At 76.5% G+C, this 26,678-nt stretch carries 19 protein-coding genes; 11 read left to right on the top strand and 8 right to left on the bottom strand.

All coding sequences use genetic code 11. The features are described 5' to 3' along the window. Positions 1–225: 225 nt before the first annotated feature. From AC07AL_RS25320 to AC07AL_RS25305, 4 genes are all read left to right on the top strand, one after another. On the top strand, positions 226–1,050 hold the full coding sequence (locus AC07AL_RS25320) for a hypothetical protein (RefSeq protein WP_478318267.1): 825 nt from the start codon (positions 226–228) through the stop codon (positions 1,048–1,050). A 322-nt stretch (positions 1,051–1,372) separates the two neighbouring features. Continuing rightward, the gene (locus AC07AL_RS25315; RefSeq protein ID WP_363588315.1) at positions 1,373–2,401 is read left to right on the top strand and encodes a hypothetical protein; all 1,029 of its coding nucleotides are present in this window, start codon (positions 1,373–1,375) and stop codon (positions 2,399–2,401) included. A 55-nt stretch (positions 2,402–2,456) separates the two neighbouring features. Beyond that, positions 2,457–4,343, top strand: a complete 1,887-nt coding sequence (locus tag AC07AL_RS25310) for an HSP90 family protein (RefSeq protein ID WP_478318265.1) — start codon at positions 2,457–2,459, stop codon at positions 4,341–4,343. Then, the gene (locus tag AC07AL_RS25305; RefSeq protein WP_400984088.1) at positions 4,343–7,255 is read left to right on the top strand and encodes a hypothetical protein; all 2,913 of its coding nucleotides are present in this window, start codon (positions 4,343–4,345) and stop codon (positions 7,253–7,255) included. Before AC07AL_RS25310 ends, AC07AL_RS25305 begins: the two co-directional genes overlap by 1 nt. Positions 7,256–7,339: 84 nt before the next feature. Here the strand turns inward: AC07AL_RS25305 and AC07AL_RS25300 are convergent, their stop codons facing one another. Both AC07AL_RS25300 and AC07AL_RS25295 read right to left on the bottom strand, forming a co-directional pair. After that, entirely contained in the window at positions 7,340–8,632 is a 1,293-nt protein-coding gene (locus tag AC07AL_RS25300) for a carbohydrate-binding protein (protein WP_363588309.1), read from the bottom strand. Between the two features lie 208 nt (positions 8,633–8,840). Next, on the bottom strand, positions 8,841–9,767 hold the full coding sequence (locus AC07AL_RS25295) for a LysR family transcriptional regulator (RefSeq protein ID WP_363588307.1): 927 nt from the start codon (positions 9,765–9,767) through the stop codon (positions 8,841–8,843). A gap of 190 nt (positions 9,768–9,957) precedes the next feature. On the opposite strand from AC07AL_RS25295, the gene AC07AL_RS25290 reads away from it, so the two are divergent. The 3 genes from AC07AL_RS25290 to AC07AL_RS25280 are packed head-to-tail and all read left to right on the top strand — an operon-like array spanning position 9,958 to position 12,857. Further along, positions 9,958–10,896 carry a DMT family transporter gene (locus AC07AL_RS25290; RefSeq protein ID WP_478318262.1) on the top strand — a complete coding sequence of 313 codons (939 nt, stop codon included), beginning with the start codon at positions 9,958–9,960 and terminating at the stop codon, positions 10,894–10,896. 9 nt (positions 10,897–10,905) lie between these two features. Next, positions 10,906–12,216 (top strand): sensor histidine kinase, encoded by a 1,311-nt coding sequence (locus AC07AL_RS25285; RefSeq protein WP_363588303.1) that lies wholly within the window; start codon positions 10,906–10,908, stop codon positions 12,214–12,216. Next, entirely contained in the window at positions 12,201–12,857 is a 657-nt protein-coding gene (locus tag AC07AL_RS25280; RefSeq protein WP_363588301.1) for a response regulator transcription factor, read from the top strand. The genes AC07AL_RS25285 and AC07AL_RS25280 overlap by 16 nt, the downstream gene beginning before the upstream one ends. Positions 12,858–12,903: 46 nt before the next feature. On the opposite strand, the gene AC07AL_RS25275 is transcribed toward AC07AL_RS25280, so the two are convergent. The 6 genes from AC07AL_RS25275 to AC07AL_RS25250 all read right to left on the bottom strand — a co-directional run bounded on the left by AC07AL_RS25275 (position 12,904) and on the right by AC07AL_RS25250 (position 20,909). Continuing rightward, the gene (locus AC07AL_RS25275) at positions 12,904–14,118 is read right to left on the bottom strand and encodes a lanthionine synthetase LanC family protein (protein ID WP_363588299.1); all 1,215 of its coding nucleotides are present in this window, start codon (positions 14,116–14,118) and stop codon (positions 12,904–12,906) included. Positions 14,119–14,255: 137 nt separating this feature from the next. Continuing rightward, entirely contained in the window at positions 14,256–14,426 is a 171-nt protein-coding gene (locus tag AC07AL_RS25270) for a hypothetical protein (RefSeq protein WP_363588297.1), read from the bottom strand. Between the two features lie 12 nt (positions 14,427–14,438). Then, on the bottom strand, positions 14,439–17,216 hold the full coding sequence (locus AC07AL_RS25265; RefSeq protein ID WP_400810024.1) for a lantibiotic dehydratase: 2,778 nt from the start codon (positions 17,214–17,216) through the stop codon (positions 14,439–14,441). Between the two features lies 1 nt (position 17,217). Further along, complete coding sequence (locus tag AC07AL_RS25260) at positions 17,218–18,180, bottom strand: thiopeptide-type bacteriocin biosynthesis protein (RefSeq protein WP_363632563.1); 963 nt, start codon at positions 18,178–18,180, stop codon at positions 17,218–17,220. A 264-nt stretch (positions 18,181–18,444) separates the two neighbouring features. Beyond that, positions 18,445–19,524: a glycosyltransferase family 4 protein gene (locus AC07AL_RS25255; RefSeq protein ID WP_400810110.1), complete on the bottom strand. Its 1,080-nt coding sequence runs from the start codon at positions 19,522–19,524 to the stop codon at positions 18,445–18,447. Then, positions 19,431–20,909, bottom strand: a complete 1,479-nt coding sequence (locus tag AC07AL_RS25250) for a hypothetical protein (RefSeq protein WP_478318259.1) — start codon at positions 20,907–20,909, stop codon at positions 19,431–19,433. The genes AC07AL_RS25255 and AC07AL_RS25250 overlap by 94 nt, the downstream gene beginning before the upstream one ends. Before the next feature lie 175 nt (positions 20,910–21,084). Here AC07AL_RS25250 and AC07AL_RS25245 point away from each other — a divergent pair, with 175 nt between their 5' ends. The 4 genes from AC07AL_RS25245 to AC07AL_RS25230 all read left to right on the top strand — a co-directional run bounded on the left by AC07AL_RS25245 (position 21,085) and on the right by AC07AL_RS25230 (position 26,541). Then, positions 21,085–22,089 (top strand): GNAT family N-acetyltransferase, encoded by a 1,005-nt coding sequence (locus AC07AL_RS25245; RefSeq protein WP_400810020.1) that lies wholly within the window; start codon positions 21,085–21,087, stop codon positions 22,087–22,089. Continuing rightward, positions 22,082–22,873: an aminotransferase class IV gene (locus AC07AL_RS25240; protein ID WP_478318257.1), complete on the top strand. Its 792-nt coding sequence runs from the start codon at positions 22,082–22,084 to the stop codon at positions 22,871–22,873. The genes AC07AL_RS25245 and AC07AL_RS25240 overlap by 8 nt, the downstream gene beginning before the upstream one ends. A 151-nt stretch (positions 22,874–23,024) precedes the next feature. Continuing rightward, positions 23,025–23,882, top strand: a complete 858-nt coding sequence (locus AC07AL_RS25235) for an ABC transporter ATP-binding protein (RefSeq protein WP_363588284.1) — start codon at positions 23,025–23,027, stop codon at positions 23,880–23,882. Between the two features lie 43 nt (positions 23,883–23,925). Next, positions 23,926–26,541, top strand: a complete 2,616-nt coding sequence (locus AC07AL_RS25230) for an FtsX-like permease family protein (RefSeq protein ID WP_478318256.1) — start codon at positions 23,926–23,928, stop codon at positions 26,539–26,541. Positions 26,542–26,678: the final 137 nt, after the last annotated feature.

The following is a 26,678-nucleotide window of genomic DNA, read 5'->3' as shown; positions in this document are numbered from 1 at the left end:
TCTCCTCCCCCCCCCCCCCCCCCCCCCTCCCCTCCCCCCTCCCCCCCCCCCCCCCCCCCCCCCCCCCCCCCCCCCCCCCCCCCCCCCCGCCGTTCACGCCCCCGCTCCGTCCTTGATCGGCTCGGGTGCACCCGGACGCGGGTGGGCCGGGGGCGGCGGCTATCTTGATGGGTCACGGACATCCGGAGGGAGCGGGCGATGGGGATGGGGATGGCTGGTCGGAGGGTGGCTGCCGCAGTGGCGGCCGGGGCGTTGATGGGGGTGCTGGCCGGGTGCTCGTCGGGTTCTACGGGGAGTTCCCCGGCGGGCTCGGACGCGGCCAAGGGCGCGGCGGGGGCGGCGAGCGCGGTGGCGAGCGCGACGGGTCCGGCGGGCGGTGAGAGCGGTGCAGGGGCTTCGGTCCCGGCGTCGGCGTCCGCGTCTGCTGCCGCGACGGGGGCGGGTGCGGCCTCGGGTGCGGCCTCGGCGCCGGCGACCGGAGGCGGCGGCGCCGGGGCCTCCGCTCCGCCGGCCGGTGCGGCGACGCCCGGGGCGGACCTGGAGGCGGTGCTGCTGGACGACAAGCTCGTCGGGCAGGTGCTGCCGGACGCGAAGGCGATGGCGGGCTGGGAGGAGGAGAAGCGCAAGGTCGACACCATCGACCACACCACCACCTGCACCGCGTCGGTGCCGTGCACCGGCAAGCCGCTCAGCGGCTCCGTCCGGTTCTCCTCGGGGGATCTGGTCGCCCGCTTCATCGTCGAGACGCTGCCGACCCGCGACGCCGCCAAGGGCAAGCTCAAGGAGTCCTACGCCTCCTACGGAGCCGGGCCGTTCCGCAAGGTCGACTCCCCGGTGCTGGGCAGCGAGAGCCAGGTCTTCCAGGGCCAGCTGGGCGAGGGTGAGGGCATCGGCATCGTGCTGCGCTCGGGCACCGTCGTCGCCAGCGTGACCACCGAGGGCGGGCCGGCCGACGTGGCTGCCGCCCGGCGGTTCGGGGCGATGCTGGTCAAGCGGATCGAGCAGGCCCAGGCGGGCAGGACCCCGGACGCCGGGCTCGGACTGGCCTGACGGCCGCCGCGTACGCGAAGCGAAGCCCCGGGCCGAGGAGGCGCCGGGGCCGTTTGCGCTCGGCGCCGGACCGGACGGCGTCGGACCGGACGGCGCCGCCGCCCTCGACGTGCCCTCACCCCGTTCGACGTGCCCTCACCCCGGCCGTCGGCCCCGGCCGTTCGCCCCGGTCGGCGGGCCGTGGGGCGGTCCCCGCGCGGGCCGGACCGGGACCGCCCCTGGGCTGGGGAAACGGATGTCGGTCGGCCGTGATATCTACTCATCTGGGGTGGCCGTCGTGCGGCCATGCGAAAGATGCCGATGATGTTCGAGGGGGCCACACATGCCGCTGTTCCGACGCCGCTCCGGCGAGGAGGCCGCGCAGAGCGGGGCGGGCTGGCGCGGGAGGGTGCGACGGGCCGTCGGGTCCGCGCCCGTGGCGGCCGTTGCGGCGCCGCGGCTGGATCCGGCGCTCGGGGACGAGTCGCTGCGCCTGATGCTCGGCCAGGCCGCCGCCGGTGACTGGGCGGCCCTGGGCCCCGCGCTGGCCGCCGTCGGGGACGGCGCCGATCTGACCGGGCGGGTCGGTGCGATCGCCGAGGTGCCCCGGGTCGAGGAGTGGACGGCTCGGGCCCTCGCCGACCGGCCCGAGGACACGTCGGCGCTGCTGCTGTCCGGTGCCCGGCACGTCACCTGGGCCTGGGAGGCCCGGACGGGCGCCCGGGCGAAGCACGTGTCCGAGAAGCAGTGGAAGGTGTTCCACGAGCGGCTGGACGTCGCCGAGGAGCAGCTGCTGGAGGTCGCCGAGCGCGAGCCGTCCTGGCTCGCCCCCTGGTACTTCCTGCAGATCAGCGCCCGCGGCGCCTCGCTCCCGGCGGAGGTCGCGACCTGCCGCTTCGAGGCCGCCGTGCGCCGTGCTCCCGGGCATCCGGCCTCGCACCGCCAGCGCCTCCAGCAGCTGTGCGCCAAGTGGGGCGGCTCGCACGAGGAGATGCACGCCTTCGCCCGGTCCTCGATGCTCGCGGCGCCGGAGGGCAGCCAGCTCGGCGAGCTGGTCGTGCTGGCGCACCTGGAGCGCTGGCTGGACCTCCCGGACGGTGAGGACCGCGCCTACCTGGCCAGTGCGGAGGTGGTGGCCGACTTGCAGGAGGCGGCCTTCCGCTCCGTGCTGCACCCGGACTTCACGCCGGTCCGCGGCTGGCAGGGTTCCTTCAACGCCTTCGCGATGGCCTTCTCGCTGGCCGGCCAGCGCAAGACCGCGCGCCTGCTGTTCGAGGCCTTGGACGGCGCCGTCACCGAGTCGCCCTGGCACTTCCTGTCCGGTGATCCGCTCAAGGCGTTCGCCTCCCACCGGGACCGCTGCGCGTACTGACGCCCCGGCCCGCCCAGAACCTCCGTCACCCGCCCCGCGATCGAAAGAGCCCCCGGTGTCCCCATCCGAGAACCCGACGCCCGACAACGCGGCGAGCGCGCACACCTTCCAGGTGGACCTGTGCGGCCTGGTGGACCTGCTCTCCCACCACCTCTACTCCAGCCCGCGGGTGTACCTGCGCGAGCTGCTGCAGAACGCGGTGGACGCGATCTCCGCCCGCCGCGCCCTCGATCCGCAGGCGCCGGCCCGGATCGTCGTGCGCGCCGACGACGAGCTGAGCGTCACCGACACCGGCGTCGGCCTGACCGAGGCGGACGTCCACACCTTCCTCGCCACCATCGGCCGCAGTTCGAAGCGCGACGCCGACGGCCGGCTGGACGGCGCCGGGCTGGCCCAGGCCCGCGGCGACTTCATCGGCCAGTTCGGCATCGGCCTGCTGGCCTGCTTCGTGGTCGCCGACGAGATCACCGTGGTGACCCGCTCCGCCGCCACCCCGGACGCGCCGGTGATCGAGTGGCGCGGCGGCTCCGACGGCCGCTACACGATCCGCACCCTGCCCGCCGCGGCCAAGCCGGAGCCGGGCACCACCGTGACGCTGGTCCCCCGCGCCGACGCCGCCGAGTGGACGCGGTCGGGCCGTGTCCTCGCGCTGGCCCGGGACTTCGGCAGCCTGCTGCGCCACGACGTCACGGTGGTGGACGCGAACGGCACCGAGCACCGGGTGAACCGCACCCCGCCGTGGGCCGAGCGGCACGGCTCGCCGCTGGCCCGGCGCGACGCGCTGACCGAGTACTGCCGCGCAGCCTTCGACTTCACCCCGCTCGACACCATCGACCTGGACCTGCCGCTGGTCGGCCTGCGCGGCGTCGCCTACGTGCTGCCGGACGCGGCCCCGCCGTCCCGCCGTTCGGGCCACCGGGTGCACCTCAAGGGCATGCTGCTGTCCGACCAGGCCGCCGAACTGCTGCCGGACTGGGCGTTCTTCGTCCGCTGCGTGGTGGACACCGACGGCCTGCGCCCGACCGCCTCCCGCGAGGGCCTGTACGCGGACGAGACGCTGGCCGCCGTCCGCGACGCGCTGGGCGTCCGGATCCGCGACTGGCTGACCGGCCTGTCCGCGAGCGATCCGGCGCTGCTGCACCGCTTCCTGTCCGTGCACCACCTGGCCGTCAAGGAACTCGCCCGTTACGACGACGAGTTGCTGCGGATGATGCTGCCGTGGCTGCCGTTCGAGACCACCGACGGCAACGTCACCCTGGACGAGTTCACCCGCAGCCACCCGGTGGTGCTGGTGACCCGCACGGTCGAGGAGTTCCGCCAGGTCGCCCCGATCGCCGGCGCCGCCGGCCTCGGCGTGGTCAACGGCGGCTACACCTACGACCGCGACCTGGTGCACCGGCTGCCCGAGATCCGTCCCGGCGTCTCGGTCTCCGACCTCGACCCGGGCACCGTCACCGCGCACCTGGACACCGTCGACCCGGCCGCCGAGCTCGCCGCGAACGCCTTCCTCGCCGTCGCCCGCGAGGTGGTCGGCCGCTTCGACTGCGACGTCGCCCTGCGCAGCTTCCACCCGACCAACGCGCCCGCGCTGCTGCTGGACAACCGGGAGGCCCGGCACGAGCGCAGCCGCGCCCAGCTCGCCGAGGAGGTCGACGGCCTGTGGGCGGACATCCTGGGCTCGCTGCGCGCCGAGGCGCCCCGCGCCCAACTGGTGCTCAACCACCTCAACCCGCTGGTGCGCCGCGCCGCGACGGTCACCAACCGCGAGCTGGCCGTCACCGCCGTCGAGGCGCTGTACGGGCAGGCCGTGCTGATGACCCGCCGCCCGCTCAAGGCCAGTGAGAGCGCCCTGCTCAACCGCTCGTTCATCAGCCTGCTCGACCACGCCATGCTCGGCCACGAGTCGGCCGGCCCGGACCGCACCGACCCGAAGGAGGCCTGATGCTGGACACCCCCGACGCGGTGATGGCCGCGCTGCGCGAGAACGACGCCCGCCCGTACGGCCGCCAGCGGACCGTCGCGGCCGAGGAACTCGTCGACGCCGCCGAGCAGTTCGACGACACCGGGGCGCGCTCGATGGCCCTGCTGGAGCTGATGGAGGCGTACGAGTACGACGGCGAGCGCAGCAAGAGCCCGGTCGTCTTCGCCCGCCTCCTCAAGCTGTGGGACGCCGACCCGGACGGCTTCGGCGAGTGGGCCCGCCAGCAGGTGTTCTGGCGCTTCAAGTGGGTGGCCGGCGCGCTCCTGGGCAACCCGGACGTGCCGCTGCCGGCCCTGCGGCGCTGGCACACCGAACTGCGCGACCGCTACCGGGCGGCCGGCTTCGACCTCCAGCCGTACTACGCCCAGCGCTACCACCTGGCCGCGCAGACCGGCACCGGCCGCCAGGACGCCTACGAGCTGTGGACGGCCCGCCCGCGCTCCGAGCTGAGCGACTGCCACGCCTGCGAGACCCGGGCGCGCGCCGAGCACTTCGCGGACGCGGGCGACGACGCCCGGGCGCTGGAGGTCCTGCAGCCGGTCCTCGACGGCCGGAGCAGCTGCGAGCAGGAGCCCGCCCTCAGCCAGGCCGCGGCCCTGCTCCCGCTGCTGCGCCGGGGCCGTCTGGACGAGGCCCGCTCCAGCCACCTGACCGGCTACCGCGCCGCGCGCGGCAAGGCCTCGATGGCGCACGCCGTCGGCCGCCATGTCGAGTTCTGCGCGCTGTCCGGCAACGAGCCGCGCGGCCTGGAACTGCTCGCCGAGAACCGCGACCTGTTCGCGGTGGCCGGCGAGCCGTCCGGGCTGCTGTCCTTCCTCACCGGCGTCGAGGTGCTGCTCGCCGTCCTGGCCCGGGGCGGCCACGGCGGGCTCGCCGTCAGCGGCCCGCCCGGCACCTCCTGGACGGCGGACACCCTGCTCGCCCACGTGCGCGCCGAGGCCGACGCGCTCGCCGCCCGCTTCGACGCCCGCAACGGCACCGACGCGGTCGGCGCCGACCGGCGCGCCCGGCTGGCCCGCGAGCCGCTGCTGGCCGAGCCGCTGGCCCTCGGCGTGCGCGCCGCCGCCGCGCCCGAGCTGGCCGCCGCCCCGGCGCTCGCGCCCGCACCGCGTCGGGCCGTCGAGCCGGAGCCGGAGGACTTCACCGCCCTGGTGGTCCGGGCCCGCGAGCTGGAGCTCGTCGGGCACCCGGACGCCGACCGGCTCTGGCGGCGGATCGCCGAACGCGCCGCCGCCGACGGCTTCGCCCACCCCGAGGGCACCGCGGTCGGCAGCCCCGGGCGGCTGCGCGCCGAACTCGCCGAGCAGCGGGCCCACCAGGCGCTGGAGCGGGACGAGCACGCCGACGGCCGGGCCGGGCTGCTGGCCGCCGCCGACCTGTTCGAGCAGGCCGGGCTGCCCGGCCAGGCCCTGATGGTCCGGGCCCGCGCGCTGATCGTGGAACTCGGCGAAGTCGAGGGCACGGTGGCCGACTGGCCGGCGCTCGACGAGGTGCTGCGCCGGGCCGAGGAGCTGCGGTCCGCCGGCGCGATGGCCGACGACGACCACCTGATCGTGTGGCAGGTCCGCGCCTACGCCGCCCACCACGACCTGGTCGAGGCGCTGCCCGAGCCGCCCGCCGAGGCCGTCGAGCGCTTCGAGGCGGCGGCCGGCGGCTACCACCGCACCGCCGTGGAGCTGGGCTCCGCCCGCCGCGCCGCCACCTCCCGCCAGTACCTGGCCGACGCGGCCGCCCGGCAGGGCCGGCTGGCCGAGGCCACCACCGAACTGCGCGAGGTGCTCGGCGAGTTGGACGCGGCCGAACTGCCCTGGCACACCCCGCGGGTGCTCGGCCTGCTGGGCCAGGTGCTGCTGCAGGGCGGCGAGTCCGCCGAGGCCGTCGAGGTGTTCCACCGGGCGCTCGCCGAGGCCGCCCGCTGGGGCGACGACTCCTACCCGTACGCGCCCACCTACCTGATGCTCGGCCACGCGGCCATGGGGGCCGGCGACCGCGGCGGCGCGGTCCGGGCGCTCACCGAGGCGGCCGCGCGCTTCGACCGCAAGGGCCGGGAGGCGGCCGAGGACGCCGCCCGGGCCCGCCTCCAGCTGGCCGACGTGCTGCGCGCCGCCGACCGCACGGCCGACGCCGTCGCGGTGCTGGAGTCGGTGCTGCTGGACGCCGCCGCGCCGGAGCTGGACGTGCGGATGCTCGCGCAGGCCCGGCTGGACCTCGCCCGGGGCCTCACCGAACTGGACGAGCACCGGGACGCCGCCGAGGAGTACCTGCGGCTGGCCGACGCCGTCGCCGGCTGGGAGGAGCAGGACACCCACACCATGGTCGCCTGCGAGGCCGCGCTGGCGCTGGCCCGGGCGGACCGCTGGGAGGCCGCGAAGGCCGCCCTCGACCGCGCCCTCGCGGCCCACGCCCAGGCCCCCCAGGTGGACCAACTGGCCGCGACACTACGCGAGTTCGCCCGGCTGACGATGCACGCCGAGGGCCCGGAGGGGCTGGCGTCGGCGCTGGCCCGGCTGGCCGAGGCGGACGCCGCCGGGGAGCACGCCGGGCAGGCCGGTCAGGAGTACAACCCCTGGTACCTGCGCGGCGGTTCGCACTACGAGCGGGCGCGCTGCCTAGCCATGGCCGAGCGCCACGAGGAGGCGCTGGCCGAGGTCGAGCGGGCGATCGCGGTCTACGAGGGCGGCGACGAGCGGGCCGGGACGTCCCGGGCCGAGGCCGTCCGGCTGGCCGCGCTGATCGAGGGCGCCGACCTCGGCCGTACCGGGGCGGCCGTCGCCCGGCTGACCGCGGGCATCGCCCGCTGCGAGGCCGCCGGCCTCCCGGAGGCGGCGCAGGTGCTGGCCGACCTGCGGGAGCGGTTCGCGGCCGCGAACTGACCGCGGCCGCGAACTGGCCTGCCCGGGGCCCGGGGTGCGCAGATCCCCGGGCCCGGGCGTCGCCCGTCAGCCCGTCGGCCCGTGTCAGCAGGGACCGTCGTCGCCCCAGACGCCCCACTGGCCGCTGGCGCTCGGCACCTCGTTCAGCGTCCACCACTTGGCGTGGTACTTGTGGCCGCCGTACGAGACCTTGCTGCCGCTGGTGTACGTGGTGCTCGCGCTCCACGCCGGGTCGGTGCAGGCCCCGGGGGTGGTCGGGGGAGTCGTCGGCGGCGTGGTGGGCGGGGTGGTCGGCGGGGTGGTCGGCGGCGTGGTGGGGGGCGTCGCCCCGGCGAACTTCACGGTGTACTTGGTGAAGTCCCAGTCGTTCTGCGCCACGCTGGAGCAGGAGCCGGACAGCCCCGGGTCCACCGGGCCCGTGCACTGACGGTCCCGGTTGACCGACCAGTAGGTGTACCGGGCCAGGTTGTGCGCGGTGGCGAAGTCCAGCACGGCCTGGAAGTCCGCCTGCCGGAAGTACTCGGCGGCGTCGGTGCGGCCGTTCATCATCGACACGCCCTCGTGGGCGTAGGCCGTCGCCTCGGACCAGCCGAAGGTGGTCTGGAGGATCTGGTTGAACTTCACCAGCGCGTCGGTCTGCGCGGCGGCGCCGTTGAACCCGCCGTCGAACGGCATGATCGAGTAGTTGTTCGGCGTGAAGCCCTGCGACTTGGCCTCGTTCAGCATCTGTGTGCCGAACCAGCCCGTCCCCGCGTTGGTCCCGGCGGTGGTGATCGAGATGTAGAGGCCGGGGTTGTTCTGCTGGAGGATCCGGGCGGCGCCGATCTCGTTGTGGATCGCCGCGGTGTTCTCGTACTCCGGCTCCTCCAGGTCGAAGTCGATCGCCTTCAACTGGTACTTGGTGATCACCTTCTGGTACCCGGCGGCGGTCGCCTCCGGCGTGCCGCAGACCTGGCCGAGCTTGGTGCCGCCGTACCCGCCGACCGACACCGAGACGTCCCCGCCCTTGCCGCGGATGGTCTGGATGACGCCGGGCATGGTGGTGTCGGTGTCGATCGAGGAGGTGCCGCCCCAGGCCGGCGAACAACTGGTGCCCTGGGCCAGGATGAACGCCAGCTGGAAGGCCTTCTGTCCGGTGGCGTCCATCACCGCCGCGGCGTCCGGCGGGCTGTTGTCCTCGGGCATCAGATAGGGCGCCGAGGCGTACCAGTTGCTGCCGAGGCCGGTCGTGGTGTCGGCGGCGGCGGAGCCGGTGTTCGCGAGCGCGGCGACGCCGCCGGCGACCAGGCCGAGCACCCCGGCCACGGCGGCGGCGACCCGGCGCGGGCGGCGGCGCGGGTTCCGGGGGGCGGGGCGTGGGGGAAGTGCGCGTTCCATCGAGGGCCTTTCCAGGCGGGACGGCAGTGGGGGAGGGGCTGCTCACGCCGGAGGTGGGGGTGGCGCGCAGACCGAACGGGCCTCCGGCAGGGGGTAGTTGCCGAAGGCTGTCACTGGTATAGACCTGTCGAGGAAGGGCGGTCAACCCCGAAATGGTCAAGCCGGGGTCCGGCGCCGGCGGTGGGCCGGGCGCCGGACGGGCTCCCCGTCAGGCGCGCGCCGCCACGCGGACCCCGGCCCCCGCCCCCTGTGCGACCCCCGCCCCCTGCGCGGCGCCCACCGCCGCCAGCAGCCCGCCGACCGCCGGCGACCACGGCCGGCTGGTCGGCCCGGTGAGCGTGAGCGTGCGGTGGACGGCCGGCCGGATCGGGACGAGCACGCAGTCGGCCGGGAGCATGGTCAGCGCCAGCGCGGGCATCACCGAGACCCCGACGCCCGCGTGCACCATGCCGATGAGCGTGTTGAGGTCGCGGATGCGGTGCCGGGGGGTGAAGCGGGTGCCGGCCCGGCGGAAGGCCTCGCGGATGTGGCGTTCGCAGCCGCCCTCGGAGAGCAGGAAGTCGTCGTCCTCCAGGTCGGCGACATGGATGGTCTCCTGCCCGGCGAGGGGGTGGTCGCGGCGCAGCAGCGCGTGCATGGAGTCGGCCCCGAGCGCGACCGCCCCTGGCGGGAGCGGCCCGGGGTCGACCAGGACGGCGGCGTCGACGGTGCCCGCCTCCAGCCAGGTGGCGAGCTCGTCGTCCTCGCCCTCGAAGACCCGGACGGTGACCTGCGGGTAGGCGGCCTTCCAGTCCCGGAGCAGCCCGGGCAGCAGCGCCTGGCAGACGGTGGTCGGCGCGGCGAGCCGTACGGTCCCGACGGGGCCGCCGGAGTGCCGGGTGGCGATGGCGCGCACGGCGGCTGCGGAGGCGACGGCGGTGCGGGCGTGGGGGAGGACCTGCTCGCCCAGGGGAGTGGGCCGGGCCGGGGTGCCGCGCAGCAGGACGGGCGCGCCGAGGGTCCGCTCCAGCGCGGCGACGGCGTGCGAGACGGCGGACTGGCTGATGCCCAGTTCGTCGGCGGCCGCGCCGAACCCACCGGTGTCGGCGACCGCGACCAGTGCCCTCAGCTGGGCCAGGTTGACCTCCGAGGCCATGAGACTTCCTCATCCATCCGGCACTGCCACTTGTTGGACTCATGCTCTGCCACCGGGCCACCCTCTGTCCAGACGGGACCCGAGGCGGGACCCGAGGCGGGACCCGAGGCGGGACCCGAGACTGGACCCTGGGCGGGACCGGGACGGAACCCGACACGGAACCAACGGGACGAAGGTGGAGGTGATCCGGGTGCGGCGCTGGTTGCCGGGCTTCGTGGCGCTGTCGGCGATCTGGGGCGCGAGCTTCGCGCTGATCAAGGTGGCGGTGGAGGCGGGGGTGCCGCCGCTGTGGGTGTCGCTGTGGCGCTGCGCCCTCGGGGCGGTCACGCTGTGGGCGATCCTCGTGCTGCGCCGCGAGCGCGTCCCCCGCGACCGCGCGCTCTGGGGGCACTCCGCCGTGGTCGCGGTGCTCCTCAACACCGTGCCGTTCACGCTGTTCTCGTTCGGCGAGACCCGGGTCAGCTCCGTCCTCGCCGGGGTGATGAACGCGACCACCCCGCTGTTCACCCTGCTGTTCGCCGTCCTCATCGTCGCCGAGGAGCGCCGCCCCGGCGCCCGTCGGCTCTCCGGACTCGCCCTCGGCTTCGTCGGCGTGCTCACCGTGCTCGGGGTCTGGCGCGGCATTGGCTCCGGCGAGGCCGCCGGCGGCCTCGCCTGCCTGGCCGCGGCCTGCTGCTACGGCGCGGGCTTCACCTACCTGCGCCGCTTCCTCTCCGGCCGGCCGGAGTCGGTGGTCACCCTCTCAGCCGTCCAGATCGCCTGCGCCACCGCCGAGCTGGCCGCCGTCGCGCCGTTCGCCGCGGGCGCCCCGCACTGGCCGGGGGCGGGCGCGGCCGGAGCCCTGCTGGTGCTGGGTGCGGTCGGCACCGGCCTCGCGTACCTGCTCAACCTCGGGCTGGTCCGCACGGCCGGCACCGCGGTGGCCTCCGCCGTCACCTACGTCATGCCGCTGTGGTCCACGGCCCTCGGCGCGGCCTTCCTCGCCGAGCCCGTCGGCTGGAACGCCCTGGCCGGCGGCGTCCTGGTGATCGCCGCCGTCGCCCTGACCCGCCCCCGGCCCGCACTCCGCCCGGCCAGCTCCGCCGTCTCCACGCCTGACGCCCCGAGGCCTGGTCAGAGGGTTCGTTAGAGTGACCGGGTGAACGAGGAGGAGCAGCAGCCGACGGCCGTCTGGGCCGCGCTGCGAGCCCACCCGCTGCACTTCCCCGTCACCCCGTGGGTGCCGCGCTGCTGGGCCTACCTGCTCGGCGGCGCGCTGCTCGGCCCGCTGCTGCTGGCCGCCCTGACGGTGCTGCTGGTGCTCGGTCTGGGCCTGTCCGTGGTCGGGGTCGGACTGCCGGTCCTCCTCGCCCTGGCCCTCGCGGGCCTCCCCGCCGCCGCCCTCGAACGCCGACGGCTGCGGCTGGTCGAGCCGGTACCGCTGCCCGACCCGCACCGCCCGCTGCCCGGCGCCGGCCGCCGCGCCCGGCTGCGGACCCGCCTGCGCGAGCGCGCCACCTGGCGCGAACTGGCCCACACCGCGCTCACCGCCACGGCCCTCGCCGCCGCCGCGCTCGGCTTCAGCGCCGCGCTGCTGTTCTCCGGCGCCCTGGTCGCCTCCCCGGTGATCGTCTGGGCGCTGGCTCCCGAAACCGTCATGATCATTCCCGGCAGGGCGGTGTCCGGGCCGCTCGCCGCCCTGCCGTTCAGCGCCGCCGGGCTCGCCGGGCTCCTCCTCTGCGCCTACGCCGGGGCCCTGCTGACCGCCGCCCAGGTGGCCCTCGCCCGCCTCCTGCTCGGGCCCCGCGAGGAGGACACCGGCCGACAGGTCCTCGAACTCACCCGCTCCCGGGCCCGGCTCGCCGACGCCTTCGAAGCCGAACGCCGCCGCATCGAACGCGACCTGCACGACGGCGCCCAACAGCAGCTCGTCGCGCTCAGCATGACCCTCGGCCTCGCCGACCACGCGCTGCGCGACGGCAGCGCCCAGTCCGGCGACCGGGCCACCGCCCTGGTCGCCCGGGCCCGCGGCGAAGCCCGGCAGGCCCTGGAACAACTGCGCGGCCTGGTCCGCGGCATCCACCCCCAGGTGCTCACCGACCACGGCCTCGCCGCCGCCGTCGCCGAGGTCGCGCTGCGCCACCCCATCCCGGTCCGGTCCGACTTCGACCTCCCCGGCCGGCTGCCCGCCCCCGTCGAGACCACCGCCTACTTCACCGTCACCGAAGCGCTCACCAACGCCGCCAAGCACAGCGGCGCCGCCGCGATCACCGTCAGCGGGCGCATCGCCGACGGCCGGCTGGTGCTCCAGGTGACCGACGACGGCCACGGCGGGGCGGACCCGGCCGCCGGGGCCGGACTGCGCGGACTCGCCGACCGGGTGGCACTCCTGAAAGGACGGCTCATGGTGACCAGCCCGACGGGCGGCCCGACCACGCTGCGGCTGGAGGTCCCGTGCTCCGGATCGTGATCGCCGAGGACGCCGTCCTGCTGCGCGCCGGACTCGTCGAACTCCTCACCCTCGGCGGCCACCGGGTGACCGCCGCCGTCGGCGACGCCCGCGCCCTCGCCGCCGCCGTCGACACCGAACGGCCCGACGCCGTCATCACCGACGTCCGGATGCCGCCCGACTTCTCCGACGAGGGCCTGCGCGCCGCCCTCGACCTGCGCGAACGCCACCCGGGCCTGCCCGTCCTGGTGCTCTCCCAGTACGTCGCCACCCCGTACGCCACGCGCCTGCTCGCCGCCGCCGGCGCCCAACCCGCCGGCCTCGGCTACCTCCTGAAGGACCGCGTCGGCGACGTCGCCGACTTCCTCGACGCCCTGCGCCGGGTCGCCGCCGGCGAGACCGTCATCGACCCCGACGTGGTCCGCGTCCTGCTGCGCCAGCAGTCCGCCGACCGCCCCCTCACCCGCCTGACCCCCCGCGAACGCGAAGTCCTCGCCCTCATGGCCGAGGGCCTCAACAACCAGGCCATCGCCACCCGGCTCACCATCACCGAGGCCTCGGTGGTCAAACACTGCGGCAACATCTTCATGAAGCTCGACCTCGACCCCACCGAAGGCAACCGCCGCGTCCTCGCCGTCCTGGCCCACCTCCGGGAGGCGTAGGGCGGGTCCGACAACAGGCTCGGGTCCGACAACAGGCGTCGGTGGCTCAGCGCAGACCGAGACAGGGCAGCCAGGCCCGTGAGGCGTCGTGGCCTGCGGTGAGCAGGGCGCACAGCGGGCCGGCCGCGCCCCCGAGCAGGCCCATCCCCTCCGCGCCCAGGGCCTCCACCTCGGGCAGGCGGGCCCTGAGGTGGGCGAGCAGACGGGCCTTCAGCGCGGTCGCGGCGGGCAGGCCGGCGTGGTGGGCGAAGGCGTCGGCCACCGCCAGCACGCCCGAGGCGCCGTGGCACAGGGCCAGCAGGTCGCTCGCGCGGTCGCCGAAGAGGTGGAACCGGTCGTCGTACCGTTCGGCGAGCGTGCTGAAGGCCGCTGCGGCCCAGGTGGCCGCCTCCCGGTCGCCCGTCGCGTCGGCCGCGTCCCACAGCGCCCAGGACACTCCGGGGGTGCCGTAGCACCAGGCCTGGCGGGCGCGCGCTCCGGCGGGCGGCGGGCCGTCGAGCCCGGCGCCGTCCCAGGTGCGGATGGAGCGGGCGTCGTCGAAGGACTGCCGCATCAGCCACCCGGTCGCGCGGCGCAGGGCGGGCGTCAGGTCGGGGTGCGGTCCGAGGTGGCGTACGGCTGCGGTGAGTGCGACGACGACTCCTGCGGCGCCGTGGCCCGTGCCGGTGTTGATCCGTCCGTCGAGCCAGCCCAGGTGCGGGTGGCCGGCGTACTGCCCCGTCCGCAGCCGGGGCAGCTCGTCGGCGTCGCACAGCCGGGCCAGGTGGTCGGCGTACGGGCCGAGTTGGGCCGGTGTCGGGCGGGTGCCCGTGCTCAGGGCGAGCAGGGTGCCGGAGGGGCCGACGATGAGGTCGTAGTCCGGGAAGGCGACCTGTTCGCAGCGCCAGGTGAGGGCCGGCGCGGTGCGGACCAGGTGGTCGCGGAGCCGGTCGGCGACCGGATGCAGCCCCGGGAGCACCCGGGCTCCCAGCCGCAGGCCCGCCAGCGTTCCGGCCAGTCCGCCGTCGTACAGCCCGCAGTGGCCCGGCCCCTGGCCGGCGGTGCGGGCCCACACCGCCACGGCACGGGCCGCGGACCGTTCGGCCTCCGGCCCCCCGGTGGTGTGCAGCAGGGCGGCCAGGACGGGGATGCCCGGATCGGAGGGGTGCTCGGCGACCGCCGGGCTCTCGCGGGGCCGGGCGGACCAGGCGTCGAGGAGCCGGACGGCGAGTCCGGTGACGGCGGTGCCGGTGTCCTCGGCGTTCGCGGTGTGCTGCGGCACGGTGGCTCCTCGGGAACGACGGGTCGGCACTCCGCCCGGCCTGGAGGGGCCGGGCGGAGTGCCGGTGGTGGCGGCCGTCAGGGGCCGCTGTCCGGGTGGCCGTCCGAGGGCGTGCCCTCGGACGGCCTGACGGGAGATCAGCAGAACACGCCGCTACAGAGCAGCACCGTGTCGCAGATCAGGACGGTGCAGACGCCGCTGCAGCCGCCGCTGCTGGCCTCGGGGGTCGGCAGGGTGGTCTCGGTGATGCGCGCGTCCAGGTCGCCGATGAGGGCGTCGAGGTCGGTGAGCGCCGTGATGTCGGGCATGGTTGTCCTCCTTCAGGAGCGGTGATGGGTGGAGACCGCCCCGGTGGCCCGCCCGCGAGGGGCGGGCGCACCGGGGACGTCGGGTTCGCCGCGCAGTGCGGCGGCGGCGGGCTCCGCGAGTTCCTCGGCGCCCTGGTCGAACGGAAGTCTGAGCAGCAGTTGGGCGGCGACGGCGGCACCGCCGTGCACGGGGTCGTGGAGCAGCAGGCCGCCCGGGTCGGGAAGCATCTCCTCGACCAGCAGGTCCGCACCGGGGTGGCGCGCGCAGATCCGCTCCAGCAGGGCGACGGCGGTCAGCGCCGCGAAGTCCACGGGCACCGGTTTCGGCTGGGGTACGGCCCGGACGAACGCGAAGCGCGGCAGTCCGGCGGAGCGCCCGAGGGCGGCGAGGGCGCGCACCTTGGTCAGGTCGCCGTCGCCGGGCCGCCACAGCTGGGCCGGCGGCACGCGCCAGACCGCGGGGCTGATGACCAGGGCGCCGCCGCCGACGGTCACCCGGGGCAGTCGGTCCGTGTCGGGGAACGCCTCGGCCAGGCCGTCCAGGCGGATCAGGCGCGAGCCCGCCGGGTGGCCGGCGGCCAGCAGCAGCCGGACCAGGACGTCGTACGGGGGCAGGGGCGTACGGGTGGCGTGGTGGACGGGCAGCAGCCGGCACCCGTCGGCCTCGGCGATGATCCGCGGGCCGACCCGTCGCAGGGTGATGCGCTCCAGCGGCAGGTAGCGGGCCGTCAGGCCGTCCGCTCCCTGGTACGGCAGGGGATCGGGATCGCCCGTCCACCAGCCGGTGATGACCGGCCGCCGTACGGCGTTGGCGGCGCGTCCGGCCAGCGGCGGCACCAGCAGTTCGACGAAGCGGGCCCCGGACAGCCGCTCGACGGAGGCGAGGAAGGCCCGGTAGCTCCGCAGGTTGTCGTAGCCGCCGTGCAGGGTGTGGAGCGCGTCGGCGAACCGGGCGTCCAGCACGCCCGCCGGTGAGGCGGTCTCCAGTACCGCGACCGGTCCGGGGCCCGGCAGCGGACGCAGCAGGCAGTCCAGGGGCCAGGGTGGCAGCGCGGTCGCGGCCGGGGGCGCCCCGAGGATGTCCAGCAGGTCGTCGTCCAGGTCCACCGGTCCGCTGCCGGCCCGGGCGGACAGGTGGGCCAGCAGCCCGGCGTAGCCGGACCCGGAGGTCTCGGCGGGGTGCCAGCCCGCGTACCGGCGCGGGGGCTGAGGCGGCGGCGGGCAGCTGCCGTCGGGCAGGTGGCGCGCGAGGATCTCGCCGAGCGGGCACGGCCGTTCGGTGAGCTCCGCGAGCTCGGCCGGCAGCCGGTGCGGGTCCGGCCCCGCGAGCCGGTCGGCCTCCCGCAGCCACGCCACGCGGGCGGCGGTGCCGAGGCCCTGCTGCACCTGGCGGGCGGCCGCTCCGGAGACGGCCGAGGCTATGGTGCGGTAGGAGTCGGTGAACCACGGCCGGGAGTCGTCGGCGGGGGCGGCGGAGCCGGTGGTGCGGAGCGCCGACGCGGGGGCGGGGGCGGGTATGGGCGCGGGTGCGGCGGAATTGGCGCTCGGTGCAGGTGTCGGAGGAGGCGCCGGTTGCGGAAGGGTGCCGCGCGCGTGGACGTCCTCGGCGGCGAGCCAGCCCGTGGTGCGGCGGCGCGGGGCCGCGCAGGCCTGGAGCACGCCGAGTCCGAGCAGGTGCGCGAGGAAGCCGCGCAGCACCGTGGGGGCGGAAGCCGCCGCCCCGGCCGCCGCTGCGACGGTCGTCGCCGTGCCCAGCAGAGCCGCTTCGAGGTCGCCCAACGGGCGAGGGCCGCCGGCCAGTTGAGCCAGCACGTGATCCAGGGGGAGGGAGCGCCGCAGGTCGACCTGCCGCAACCGGCCCCGGTCGTGCGGGTCGGTCACCCAGCAGCGCAGGACGCCGGCGCCCGGTGCGGTGCCCGCCGGCTGGGGGAAGTGCAGCGGAGCCAGGGCCAGCACCGTGGCCGGGTCCGCCGCCCGCAGGTCCAGGGCGCCGAGCCGGGCCCGCACCCCGTGGACGTTCTCCACGGCCTGGGCCGCCACCTCGCCGAGGGTCGTGCCCGGCGGGACGAGCCGCAGCAGGGTGCCGTCGGCCCCGCCGCCGTTCCCGTCATCGTTCCCGCCGCCGTTCCCGCCGCCGTTCGCGCCCGTCGGGGTGACCGGCAGCAGGATGACCTGGCCGACCCAGCCGCGCGGGGTGGTCTTCGCCGCGGCCCGACCGAGCGCCCGCCACACGTATGCCGCCCGTTTGCGCAGCCGCTTCCCGCTCCAGGACTCGCCCGCGGCCAGCCGGCCGGCCACGTCTGCGGCCGCTCCGGGCTCCACCTCGTCCAGGAAGGCCCGCATGACGGGCGACGCGCACACCAGGGACCAGCCCAGGGCGCCCACGCGCTCGCGCTCGGCCGCCACCGCGGCCTCCAGCCGCCGCAGGGCGACGGCCGCCGACTCGGCCTCGCCGGACAGCCGTGCGGCGTCCGCGACGAGGCCGCCGGCGGCGGGCAGCCGCCCCAGCAGCCCGCAGTCGGCCGGGCCCGGTGCGGCGCCGGAGTGCAGCCGACGGCGCACGGCCAGCACGGCGCGGCGGTCGGCGGCGGTGAGGGCGGGGTGCGGCACGACCACGATGCCCAGCTGCTCGGCCAGTCGGCGGGCGTGCTCCGCCCGCCGTTCGTCCCGTCGGGCGTGGTCGGCGACCTGTGCGAACAGCTCCGGGTTGCCCGCCGCCGCCCACGCTGCCAAGGGCATGCCGGCCACGCGGAGCAGCGCCGCAGCGCCCAGTTCCCGGTCCTCGTCCACGTCAGGACCTCCCGTCACCGGTGAGCGCGTGGGTCAGCAGGCTCTGCCGGGCCAGGGAGAACCGCCCCCGGTTCCAGTGGAAGACGACGTAGTGGGCGGCGGCGCGGCGCGGGCCGATCACCGCTTCACCGGACTCGAAGTAGCCGGTGCGCCAGCCCTCGGCGGCCCGGCGCACGGCGTCCCCGTGCACCTCGACCGCCGCCCGCCGTTGCGGCGGCAGCGGATCGAGCAGGCTCCGTCCGCCGGCTCGCCAGGCCGCGAGGATGCCCGCGGCGGCGCGCCGGGTGTCCTCGTCGGGCTCGGTGCCCAGCCTGCGGCCGGCGTCGTCCTGGAGCACCTGCCAGACCCCGCGGTGCTCCCAGCCGACGATGCCGAGGCCGTCGAGGAGTTCACCGAGGAGGTACAGGGACAACCGCCAGTCCGCGACCGCCTCCGGTCGGCCCGGTGCCGCGACGGTGTCGTGGTGATCGAGCCAGGCCAGGGAATCCACCGTGAACAGGTCGTGGACGTGCCGCATCGATCGCGGGCCGCCGAAGAGGTAGGTCTCCGGCTCGTACCGCCCGCACAGCGGCGGTTGCGGCTGTCCGTCCACCGCGCGGAAGCGGCGCGTCAGTTCCTCGCGCAGTGCCCCGACATCGGACCGGCCCGCCTCGAACCGGACCCGCAGGCCGGGCGGTTTGTGCATGAAGAAGAAGGAGCGCGCCGCGCCGGCGGAGATCAGGTCGCGGGCCGTGTCTGCGACGGCGCGGTACGTCCGGTGCCAAGTGGCCGGGCCCGGCGCGAGGTTGATCTGCACCCAGCCGTCCTCGGGCCGGTCGTCGCGCAGCGCGGACAGCCCGGCCGTCAGGAACGCGCGGCGCGCGGTCTCGTACTCGGGGCCCGCGGAATCGACCGGTACCGTTCCCCACGGAATGTCGCGAGCGTCCCGGAGGCAGTCGGCCAGCAATCGTTCGACCTCCACCATGGTGCCCACCTCCTCGTGATTCCGGCTCTACTCCTGGGGTTTCCACCATTCGGTCGGATTGAAAAACGGAAGGCAAATATTCATATGATGAAAAAGGGTGCGCCCGCTGCGCGTACGGGACTTCGCGCGCTGAAGGCGCATCCTGCGGGCGGATTCTGAAGCCTTCGCCCCCCCTGACTCGATGATCGCCCGCATGTTGGTGAGTGGGTGTCACTTCTGCTCGAACTCCCATTGAAAAAAACGGCGTTGGCGGGTCCGAAAGTGTCAGGGGAGCTCGGCGGGAGCGCCGGTGACGGACCGGGTGGGGTCGAGCAGGTGGGCGAGGCGGTGGGCGGAGGCGGTCCAGGACCAGTGGGTGGCGGCCCAGTCGCGGCCGGCGGCGCCCATCCGGGCGCGGTCCGCCGGCGGGGCGAGGAGGAGGCGGGTGAGGGCGGCGGCCACGTCGGCCGGGTCGCGCCCGTCGACGACGGTGCCGGTGACGCCGTCGAGGACGGTGTCGGGGGCGCCGCCGGAGCGGCCGGCGACGACGGGCAGGGCGGCGGCGGCCGCTTCGAGGTAGACGATGCCGAGGCCTTCGGCTTCGAGGCCGGCCCGGCGGGTGCGGCACGGCATGGCGAAGACGTCGGCCTCGGCGTAGTGGGCGGCGGTGGCCGCGTGGTCGAGACCGCCGGCGAATTCGACGCTGCCGGGCTCGGTGCACCGGTGGGCGAGCGCGCGCAGACGGTCCTCGTACGGGCCCTGGCCGACGAGGACGAGGACGGCGCCGGGGACGGCCCGGCGGATCGCCGGCAGGGCCCGGATCAGGACGTCCTGCCCCTTGCGCGGGACGAGCCGGGCGACGCAGAGGATCACCGGCCCGGTGCGGGCCCGCCGGGCGCCCTCGGCACCGGGCCGGAAGCGGTCCGGGTCCACGCCGGGGACGAGGCGCGCCAGCCGGGCGTCCGGGCCGAGGGCGGGGGCGATCCGGGCGCGGGTGTACTCGCCGAGGTAGGTGACGACGTCGACGCTGCGGCCTATCCGGCGCAGCAGGCGGCGGGCGCCGGGGGTGCGGGCCCACCAGATCTCGTGGCCGTGGGTGGTGGCGACGGTGCGGCGGATGCCGTCGGCCTGGCGGAGCAGGCCTGGGGTCATCGCGGCGAGCGGGGCGGCGGCGCCGAACCAGACCCGGTCGCAGCCGTGGGCGCGGGCGATCTCGGCGGCGCGGCGGGTGGCCCGGGCGGTGGGCAGCAGGGTGCGGGCTCGGTCGCGGATCACCGGGAAGGGGAGAGCGGCGTCGTGCCGATCGGCGCCCGGTTCGGCGGAGGTGTAGACCACGACGTCGGAGTGGGGCAGCCGGGTGGCCAGGGCGTGGACGAAGGTTTCGATGCCGCCTTGGCGGGGCGGGAAGTCGTTGGTGACGATGAGTGTGCTGCCCATGGGCGGGTGGGACCTCGGTTCGGTGTCGGAGAAGCGGCCGGGGAAGGGATCGGAGAAGGCGTCGGGGAGGGGCTCGGAGCGGGGGAGACGGGGAGGGCCGGCGGGAGGACCCGGGCGAGCAGGACGAGGAGGACCGGCAGCGCGAGGTAGCCGAACCGCCCGGCGGGGGCGAGCAGGAAGGCCAGGGCGAGCCCGAGGGCGAGCCGGTCGGCGGCGTCCGCCGCGTGCCGGGGCGGGTGGGTGGGCAGGGAGGCCGCGAGGGCGGCTGCGGCGAGCAGCAGCAGGCCGACGGCCGCGTACCAGCCGGGCGGGCCGAGGTCGGCGAGCAGCCGTCCGGGCAGCGGGCTGGCGGCGGGGGTGGGCAGGTCGCCGCGGCCGGTGGGGAAGGCGAACACCTGGTGGAGCATCGGCCCGGGCGAGCGCAGGGCGCCGGGCAGGACGAGCAGGGCCGTGCCGCCCACCGCGACGGCGGCGGCGCGCAGGGCGGGGCGCCGTCCGGCGGTGGCGGCGAGCAGCGCGGTGACCACGGCGACGGCCGGCCAGGCCGTCCACTTGAGCGAGCAGGCGGCGGCGAGGGCCAGTCCGGCGGGGGCGGGGCGCCGTCGGGCGGCGAGGGTGAGGGCGAGCCAGCAGAGGCCGGTCATCGGCAGGTCGACGCCGCTGACGCAGAGCGGCAGCGCGACGACGGGCGAGGCGGTCAGTGCGGCGAGGGCGGTCCGCGGGCCGAGGGGTGGGGTGGTCGGCGTGGGGAGGGCGGTCCGCCGCCCGGCGGGCGCGGAGCGCAGCAGGCAGGCGAGGAACGCGGCCGCGCACCAGAGCCGTGCGTCGCCCGCCACCCGGGCGAGCGGCAGACCGCCGAGTGACAGGCCGTCGAGTGACAGGCCGCCGAGCGGCAGTCCGTCGAGCAGGGCCCGGGGGAGTCCGAGGATCGCCATTCCGGGCAGGTACGGGGTGTACTCGGCCACCGTCCGGGGCTCGGCGAGGTACGGCGTTCCGGTGTGCAGCAGCAGGGCCCCGGAGCGTTCGATCACCCCGACCTCGCTCTGCCCCCGGCTGGTCAGCACGAGGGCGAGCAGCGGCACAGCGACGGCCCCGGTGAGTGCGAGGGCGATGGACAGCGGCCGGCCCCGGCGCGTCGGCAGGAGGGCGGCGAGCGCCGCCAGCAGGTAGCCGACGGCGGCGCAGGTGCCCCAGGTGCGGTGCGGGCCGAGGTCGGAGAGCAGCGGGAAGGCCCCGGCCCATCCGGCCGCGAGGAGCCATCCGCCGCACCACGCGGCGGCGTGTCGCCGGTCTGGGGAGTCGTGCCGATTCATCACCCGTTCATTGCATCGTCGCAGGTCAGCCTGGTCATCACGGTCAGGTCGAGTCCTCTGGTCGGGTTTCCCCTACCATCCGTCGGGGCCGTCGCCCGGCGACCTTCGCATCCGATCTGACGTTCGGTGTTCGTCGGATTACGGAAAGTGCCCGCGCTCCCGCTATCGTGTCGGCGTGGTGAGGTCGTGGGATGCGGCAGTGGAGCGGGCGCAGGACCGGCTGGCGGCGGGGCCGCGGCTGCGGGCGGTCGCCGAGGGGGACGAACGGCGGTTCGCCCTCTGGGACTTGGCGTCCCTGGTGGAAGGTGAGCTGGGGGAGCTGGTGGCCCCGGACGAGCTGACGCCGGAGGCCGAGCGCCGGTGGCGCGAGCGGCTGGGGGAGAGCGGCCGGGAGTGGCCCGGCGGCGAGCTGTACCGGCGCCGCTACTGGGTGCTGGACGAGGACGGAGCCGCGGCCGGCACGGTGGCGGTGGACAACTGGACCAAGGGACCCGGCCAACTCGCCGTCTCCTCCCTCTACTTGATCCCGGAGGCGCGTGGCCGGGGGCTGGCCGCCGGGGCGCTGGACGAGGTGTACGCGGCGTCCGCCGCGGAGGGCCTGCCCGGCTTCCGGCTGGAGGCGCACTGGGCCTGGCAGCACGCCGTCCGCTACTACCTGCGCCGCGGCCTCTGGGTGGTCGGCTGGAAGCGTTCGCTGGCCCTGGCCCGGATGCCGCAGCTCCCGCCGTACCGGGTGTGCGAGGAGGGAGGCTGGCTGCACCTGCTGGTCGCGGACCGGGGGTGGGGCTGGGTGCCGATGCTCGCTGCCGGCTGCGAGGGCCGCTGGCTGCGGCTGGACGAGACGCCCGACTATCGGGCGGCCGACGGCTGGGTGCACGAGTACGCGCGTTCGACGCTGGCGCTGCACCTGGCGCTCGCGGGCCGGCCGCTGGTGCGCGGCCCGCAGTGGTGGGCGGAGGCGTGGCGGTGGTCGGACGCCGGGGAGCCGGAGGGGCTGGCCTACAAGATCGAGCACTTCGAGCAGCTGGCCCTGGCGGCGGGCCGCCAGGTGGTCAGTCCGTACCGCCCGGCGGTGGCGGCGTCTGAAACCCCGACCCCGACCCCGCCCCCGGCACCGGCGCTGAGAGCGGAGGCCCCGGTGGCGGCGGCGCCGGGGCTGGCAGACTCGGGGGATGGCTGAGATCGAGATCGACGGCGCGCCGGCCGACCCGGCGCGGCTGGCCGCACTGGGGCTGCTGAACTACGGGCACTTCACCACCCTGCGCGCCGAGGCGGGCCGGGTCCGGGGCCTGGCGCTGCACCTGGACCGGCTGGTCCGGGACTGCCGGGTGCTGTTCGCCGCCGAGTTGGACCGGGAGGCGGTGCGGGAGCGGATCCGCGCGGTGCTGCCCGCCGACGGCGCGCCGGTGATCGTCCGGGTGACGGTGTACGACCCGGCGCTCGGCCTGGAACGCCCCGGCGCCCCGGCGGTGCCCCGGCTGCTGCTGACCACCCGCCCGGCGGCGGCAGCGGCGCCGGGCCCGCTGCGGGTGCGCACGGTCGGGTACCGGCGGGAGCTGCCGGAGGTGAAGCACGTCGGCCTGTTCGGCCTGGTCCACCACCGCAGGCGGGCCCAACTCGATGGCTACGACGACGTGTTGCTGGTGGATCCGGGCGGCGGCGGGGTGGTCGAGGGCGCCACCTGGAACGTCGGCTTCCTCGACGGCCGCCGACTGGTCTGGCCGGACGGCCCGAGCCTGCCCGGGGTGACCGCCGCGCTGCTGGCCGGCGCGTACGGCGGGCCGCAGTCGCGCGAGCGGGTGGACGCGTCCGGGCTGGGCCGCTACACGGCGGCGTTCGCGGCGAACGCGGGCGTCGGCGTCCGGCCGCTGGCAGCGGTCGACGGTACGGCCTTCGACCCGGCGCACCCCGTGCTCGCCGAACTCGCCACCGCCTACGGGGAGATCACCGCCGACCCGGTGTGAGCCCGCCCGGCGCGGGCCCGCAGGCCCCCGGAGGGGGGTGGGGATATCCCCACCCCCGGTCCGCCAGCGGCCTCCATGGTCCGCCGGCCTGGCCTTTTCTAGCGTGGAACCCGTCGACGACCACCGACGATCCCCGAGGGAAGGCCCACCCATGGCACGCCGCCACGACCGCCCATCGACCGAGCCGTACGCCGCCGGACCGTACGCCGCCGGCCCGTACGCGACGGGGGCGTACGGCGGCGGCCCGTACCCCGAGCAGGGCGCCCGTCCGGCGATCGAGCTGCGCGGGGTGCGCCGCACCTACGGCCGCGGCGGCGAGACCGTGCACGCGCTGCGCGGGATCGACCTGGCGCTGGCCCGGGGCAGCTTCACCGCCGTGATGGGCCCGTCCGGCTCCGGCAAGTCGACCTTCCTGCAGTGCGCGGCGGGCCTGGACAAGCCCGACCAGGGGGAGATCCGCCTCGGCGGCGAGGACATCACCCGGCTGAGCGAGGACCGGCTCACCAAGCTGCGCCGCAGCCGGATCGGCTTCGTCTTCCAGTCCTTCAACCTGCTGCCCTCGCTGACGGTGGAGCAGAACGTGCTGCTCCCGCAGCGGCTGGCCGGCGAGCGCCAGGACCGCGCCCGGGCCCGGGAGCTGCTGGCCCAGGTCGGCCTCGGTGAGCACGCCAAGCGGCGGCCCGGCCAGCTCTCCGGCGGCCAGCAGCAGCGGGTGGCGATCGCCCGCGCGCTGATCACCGACCCGGACGTGGTGTTCGCCGACGAGCCGACCGGCGCGCTGGACACCCGCACCGCGCACGAGGTGCTGGGCCTGCTGCGGCGCGCCGTGGACGACCTGGGCGCGACGGTGGTCATGGTGACCCACGACCCGGTGGCGGCCTCGTTCGCCGACCGGGCGCTGTTCCTGGCCGGCGGCGCGCTCGTCGACGAGCTGCACCACCCGCAGGCGCAGGCCGTCGCCGACCGGATGGTCTCGCTCACCGCCCGCCCGGTGGGGGTCGCGGCGTGAACGGGCGGCGTGGACCGATCGACGAGTGGAACGGGGCAGGGGCATGAGCAACGGACTGGCGCGCGCCTCGGTGCGCTTTCGACCCGCCTCCTTCGTGGGCACCCTGGTCGCCCTGCTGCTGGGCGCCGCCGTGGTGGTGGCCTGCGGCGTGCTGCTGCAGACCGGTGTGACCGCGAGCGTCGCACCGCAGCGGTACGCGGGCGCCCCGGTGGTGGTCGCGGCCGACCCGGTGGTGCGGATCACCGCCAAGGTCGGCCGCGACACCGAGACCAGGGAGCAGACCACCCCCGAGCGGGCCCGGACGGACGCCGCCCTGGTGGGCCGGATCGCCGCACTGCCCGGGGTCGCCGCCGCCCGCCCGGACAGCGCCTTCCCGCTGCCGGCCGGCACCGGCACCCCCGCCCTGACCGGCCGGGGCTTCGCCGCGCTCGGCATCGCCGGCCCCGCCGACCAGCTGGTCGAGGGCCGTGCGCCCGGCGCCGACGAGGTGGTGCTGGACGCCGACACGGCGCGCGCCGCCCACCTCGCGCCCGGCGCGAAGCTCACCCTCACCGCCCCCGGCGGCACCGGCGACTACCGGATCTCCGGCCTGGCCGCCGCCCAACCGGCCGGCCCCACCGCCTGGTTCGCCGACGCCACCGCCGACCGCCTCTCCGGCCACCCCGGCCGGATCGACGCGATCGCCGTCCAGCCGCGCGAGGGCGTGGACCGCGCCGCGCTGGTCGCGCAGGTCCGCCAGGCCCTCGACGCCCAGGCCCTCGGTGCCAAGGCCGCGGACGCCAAGGCCGCCGGCACCCCGGCCCTCGGCCTTGAGGCCAAGGCCGATGGCGGCGGCGCCAAGGTCTTCACCGGCGACGGCCGCGGCACCGTCGAACAGCCCGCCATCGGCGAGGCCCGCACCCTGCTGATAGGGCTCGGCGGCAGCTTCGGCGGCTACGCCACCATGACCGCGATCTTCGTCGTGATGAGCACCGTCGCCCTGGCCACCGGCCAGCGCGCCCGCGAGTTCGCCCTGCTGCGCGCCATCGGCGCCACCCCGCGGCAGATCCGCCGCACCATCGCCACCGAGGCGATGCTGGTCGCGCCGGTCGCCGGGGCGCTCGGCATCCTGCCCGGACTGGCCCTGGCCCGCTGGTGGTTCGGCGAACTGACCTCGCGCGGCGCCGTGCCGCAGGGCGTGTGGCTGGACGTCGGCCCGCTGCCGATGCTCGCCGCCGTCCTCATCTGCACCCTCGCCGCGCTGACCGCCGGCTTCCTGGCCGCCCGCCGCCCCGCCAAACTGCGCCCCGGTCAGGCGCTCGGCGCGGCCGCCGTCGAACCGGGCCACCCCGGCAAGGTCCGGACCGTCATCGGGCTGCTCTTCGCCGCCGGCGGCGTGGTGGCCGCCGCCTTCGCGGCCGCCCTGGACGGCATCAACGCCGCCAACACCGCGCTCGGCGTGGTCATGTGCTTCATGCTGGCCGTCGCGCTGCTCGGCCCCTGGGTGGCGCGGGTCGCCGCCACGGTGTTCGGCGCCCCGCTGCGGGCCGGCGGCGCCCCCGGCTCGCTGGCCGCCGACAACACCCGCGCCAACGCCCGCCGGCTGGCCTCCGCGATCACCCCGATCGTGCTGGTCACCGCCTTCTGCGGCACCCTGCTGTTCCTCCAGAGCACCATCAGCCACGCCACCGGCGCGAACGTGCGGGACGGCATCGTCGCCGACCACGTGATCGGCTCCACCGGCCCCGGCCTGCCCGCGGGCACCGCCGGGCGGGCCGCCAAGGTGCCTGGTGTGGACGCCGCGGTCGGCGTGCTGCGCACCGCCGCCGTGTACACCCACGACATGCAGCTCGGCTCCGCCACCGCGCTCGGCGTCGACGGCGACCCGGCCCGGCTGTCCCGGGTGCTCGACCTGGGCGTACGCAGCGGTTCGCTCGCCGACCTGGGCCGCGCCGCCGACACCGTAGCCCTGGACGCCACGCTGGCCGACGCCCTGGACGTCAAGGTCGGCGACCGGGTGCCGCTGCGGCTCGGCGACGGCACCCCGGTGCAGCCCGCCGTGGTCGCCGTCTACGACCGCGGGCTCGGCTTCGGCCAGGTGCTGCTGCCCCGGGCGGTCGTCGCCGGGCACGTCACCGCCGGGTACGACAGCCAGGTGCTGGTCGCCGACGCGCCGGGCGCCGACCGCACGGCGGTGGCGGCCGCGCTGGCGGGCCTCGCGGGCCCCGGCGGGGCGACCGTGACCGACCGGGCCGGATTCGTCGCCCAGTCCGACAAGATGATGGAGCTGAACGCCTGGGCCAACACCGTGATGGCCGGCGTGCTCGGCGGGTTCGCCGCCGTCACCGCCGTCAACACCCTGGTGATGACCGTCCTCGACCGGCGCCGCGAGGTCGCCCTGCTCCGGCTGGCCGGCACCACCCGGCGCCAGGTGCGCGGCATGATGCGCTGGGAGGCGCTGCTGGTCGCCGCGACCGGCCTGGTGATCGGCGGGGGGATCGCCTGGGTCGCCCTCGTCCCGATCGCCCGGGGCGTCGCCAACTCCTCCCCGTACATCCCGCCGGCGCTCGCCCTGCCGCTGGCCGCCGGAGCCGTCCTGCTCTGCCTCGGCGCGACCGGGTTGCCCGCCCGGGCCCTGCTGCGCACCCGCCCGGTGGCACTGGGCGCCGCCCGGCAGTAGCGGAGGCCCGGGGGGGGGGGGGGGGGGGGGGGGGGGGGGGGAGAGGGAAGGGGGGGGGGGGGGGGGGGGGGGGGGAAGGGAAAAAAAAAACCGACCCAGAAGAAAAGGGAGACAGGAAGGCGCCCCCGACGGAGGGA

It is taken from the genome of Kitasatospora sp. NPDC043949 (genome assembly GCF_056435365.1).
This window is presented reverse-complemented; position numbering and strand designations above follow the sequence as displayed.

Excerpts from the sequence above, each read along its gene's own strand:
- AC07AL_RS25315 (WP_363588315.1), top strand. The coding sequence starts at position 1,373 with ATGCCGCTGTTCCGACGCCGCTCCGGCGAGGAGGCCGCGCAGAGCGGG.
- AC07AL_RS25305 (WP_400984088.1), top strand. The coding sequence starts at position 4,343 with ATGCTGGACACCCCCGACGCGGTGATGGCCGCGCTGCGCGAGAACGAC.
- AC07AL_RS25300 (WP_363588309.1), bottom strand. The coding sequence starts at position 8,632 with ATGGAACGCGCACTTCCCCCACGCCCCGCCCCCCGGAACCCGCGCCGC.
- AC07AL_RS25295 (WP_363588307.1), bottom strand. The coding sequence starts at position 9,767 with ATGGCCTCGGAGGTCAACCTGGCCCAGCTGAGGGCACTGGTCGCGGTC.
- AC07AL_RS25270 (WP_363588297.1), bottom strand. The coding sequence starts at position 14,426 with ATGCCCGACATCACGGCGCTCACCGACCTCGACGCCCTCATCGGCGAC.
- AC07AL_RS25260 (WP_363632563.1), bottom strand. The coding sequence starts at position 18,180 with ATGGTGGAGGTCGAACGATTGCTGGCCGACTGCCTCCGGGACGCTCGC.
- AC07AL_RS25250 (WP_478318259.1), bottom strand. The coding sequence starts at position 20,909 with ATGAATCGGCACGACTCCCCAGACCGGCGACACGCCGCCGCGTGGTGC.
- AC07AL_RS25240 (WP_478318257.1), top strand. The coding sequence starts at position 22,082 with ATGGCTGAGATCGAGATCGACGGCGCGCCGGCCGACCCGGCGCGGCTG.
- AC07AL_RS25235 (WP_363588284.1), top strand. The coding sequence starts at position 23,025 with ATGGCACGCCGCCACGACCGCCCATCGACCGAGCCGTACGCCGCCGGA.
- AC07AL_RS25230 (WP_478318256.1), top strand. The coding sequence starts at position 23,926 with ATGAGCAACGGACTGGCGCGCGCCTCGGTGCGCTTTCGACCCGCCTCC.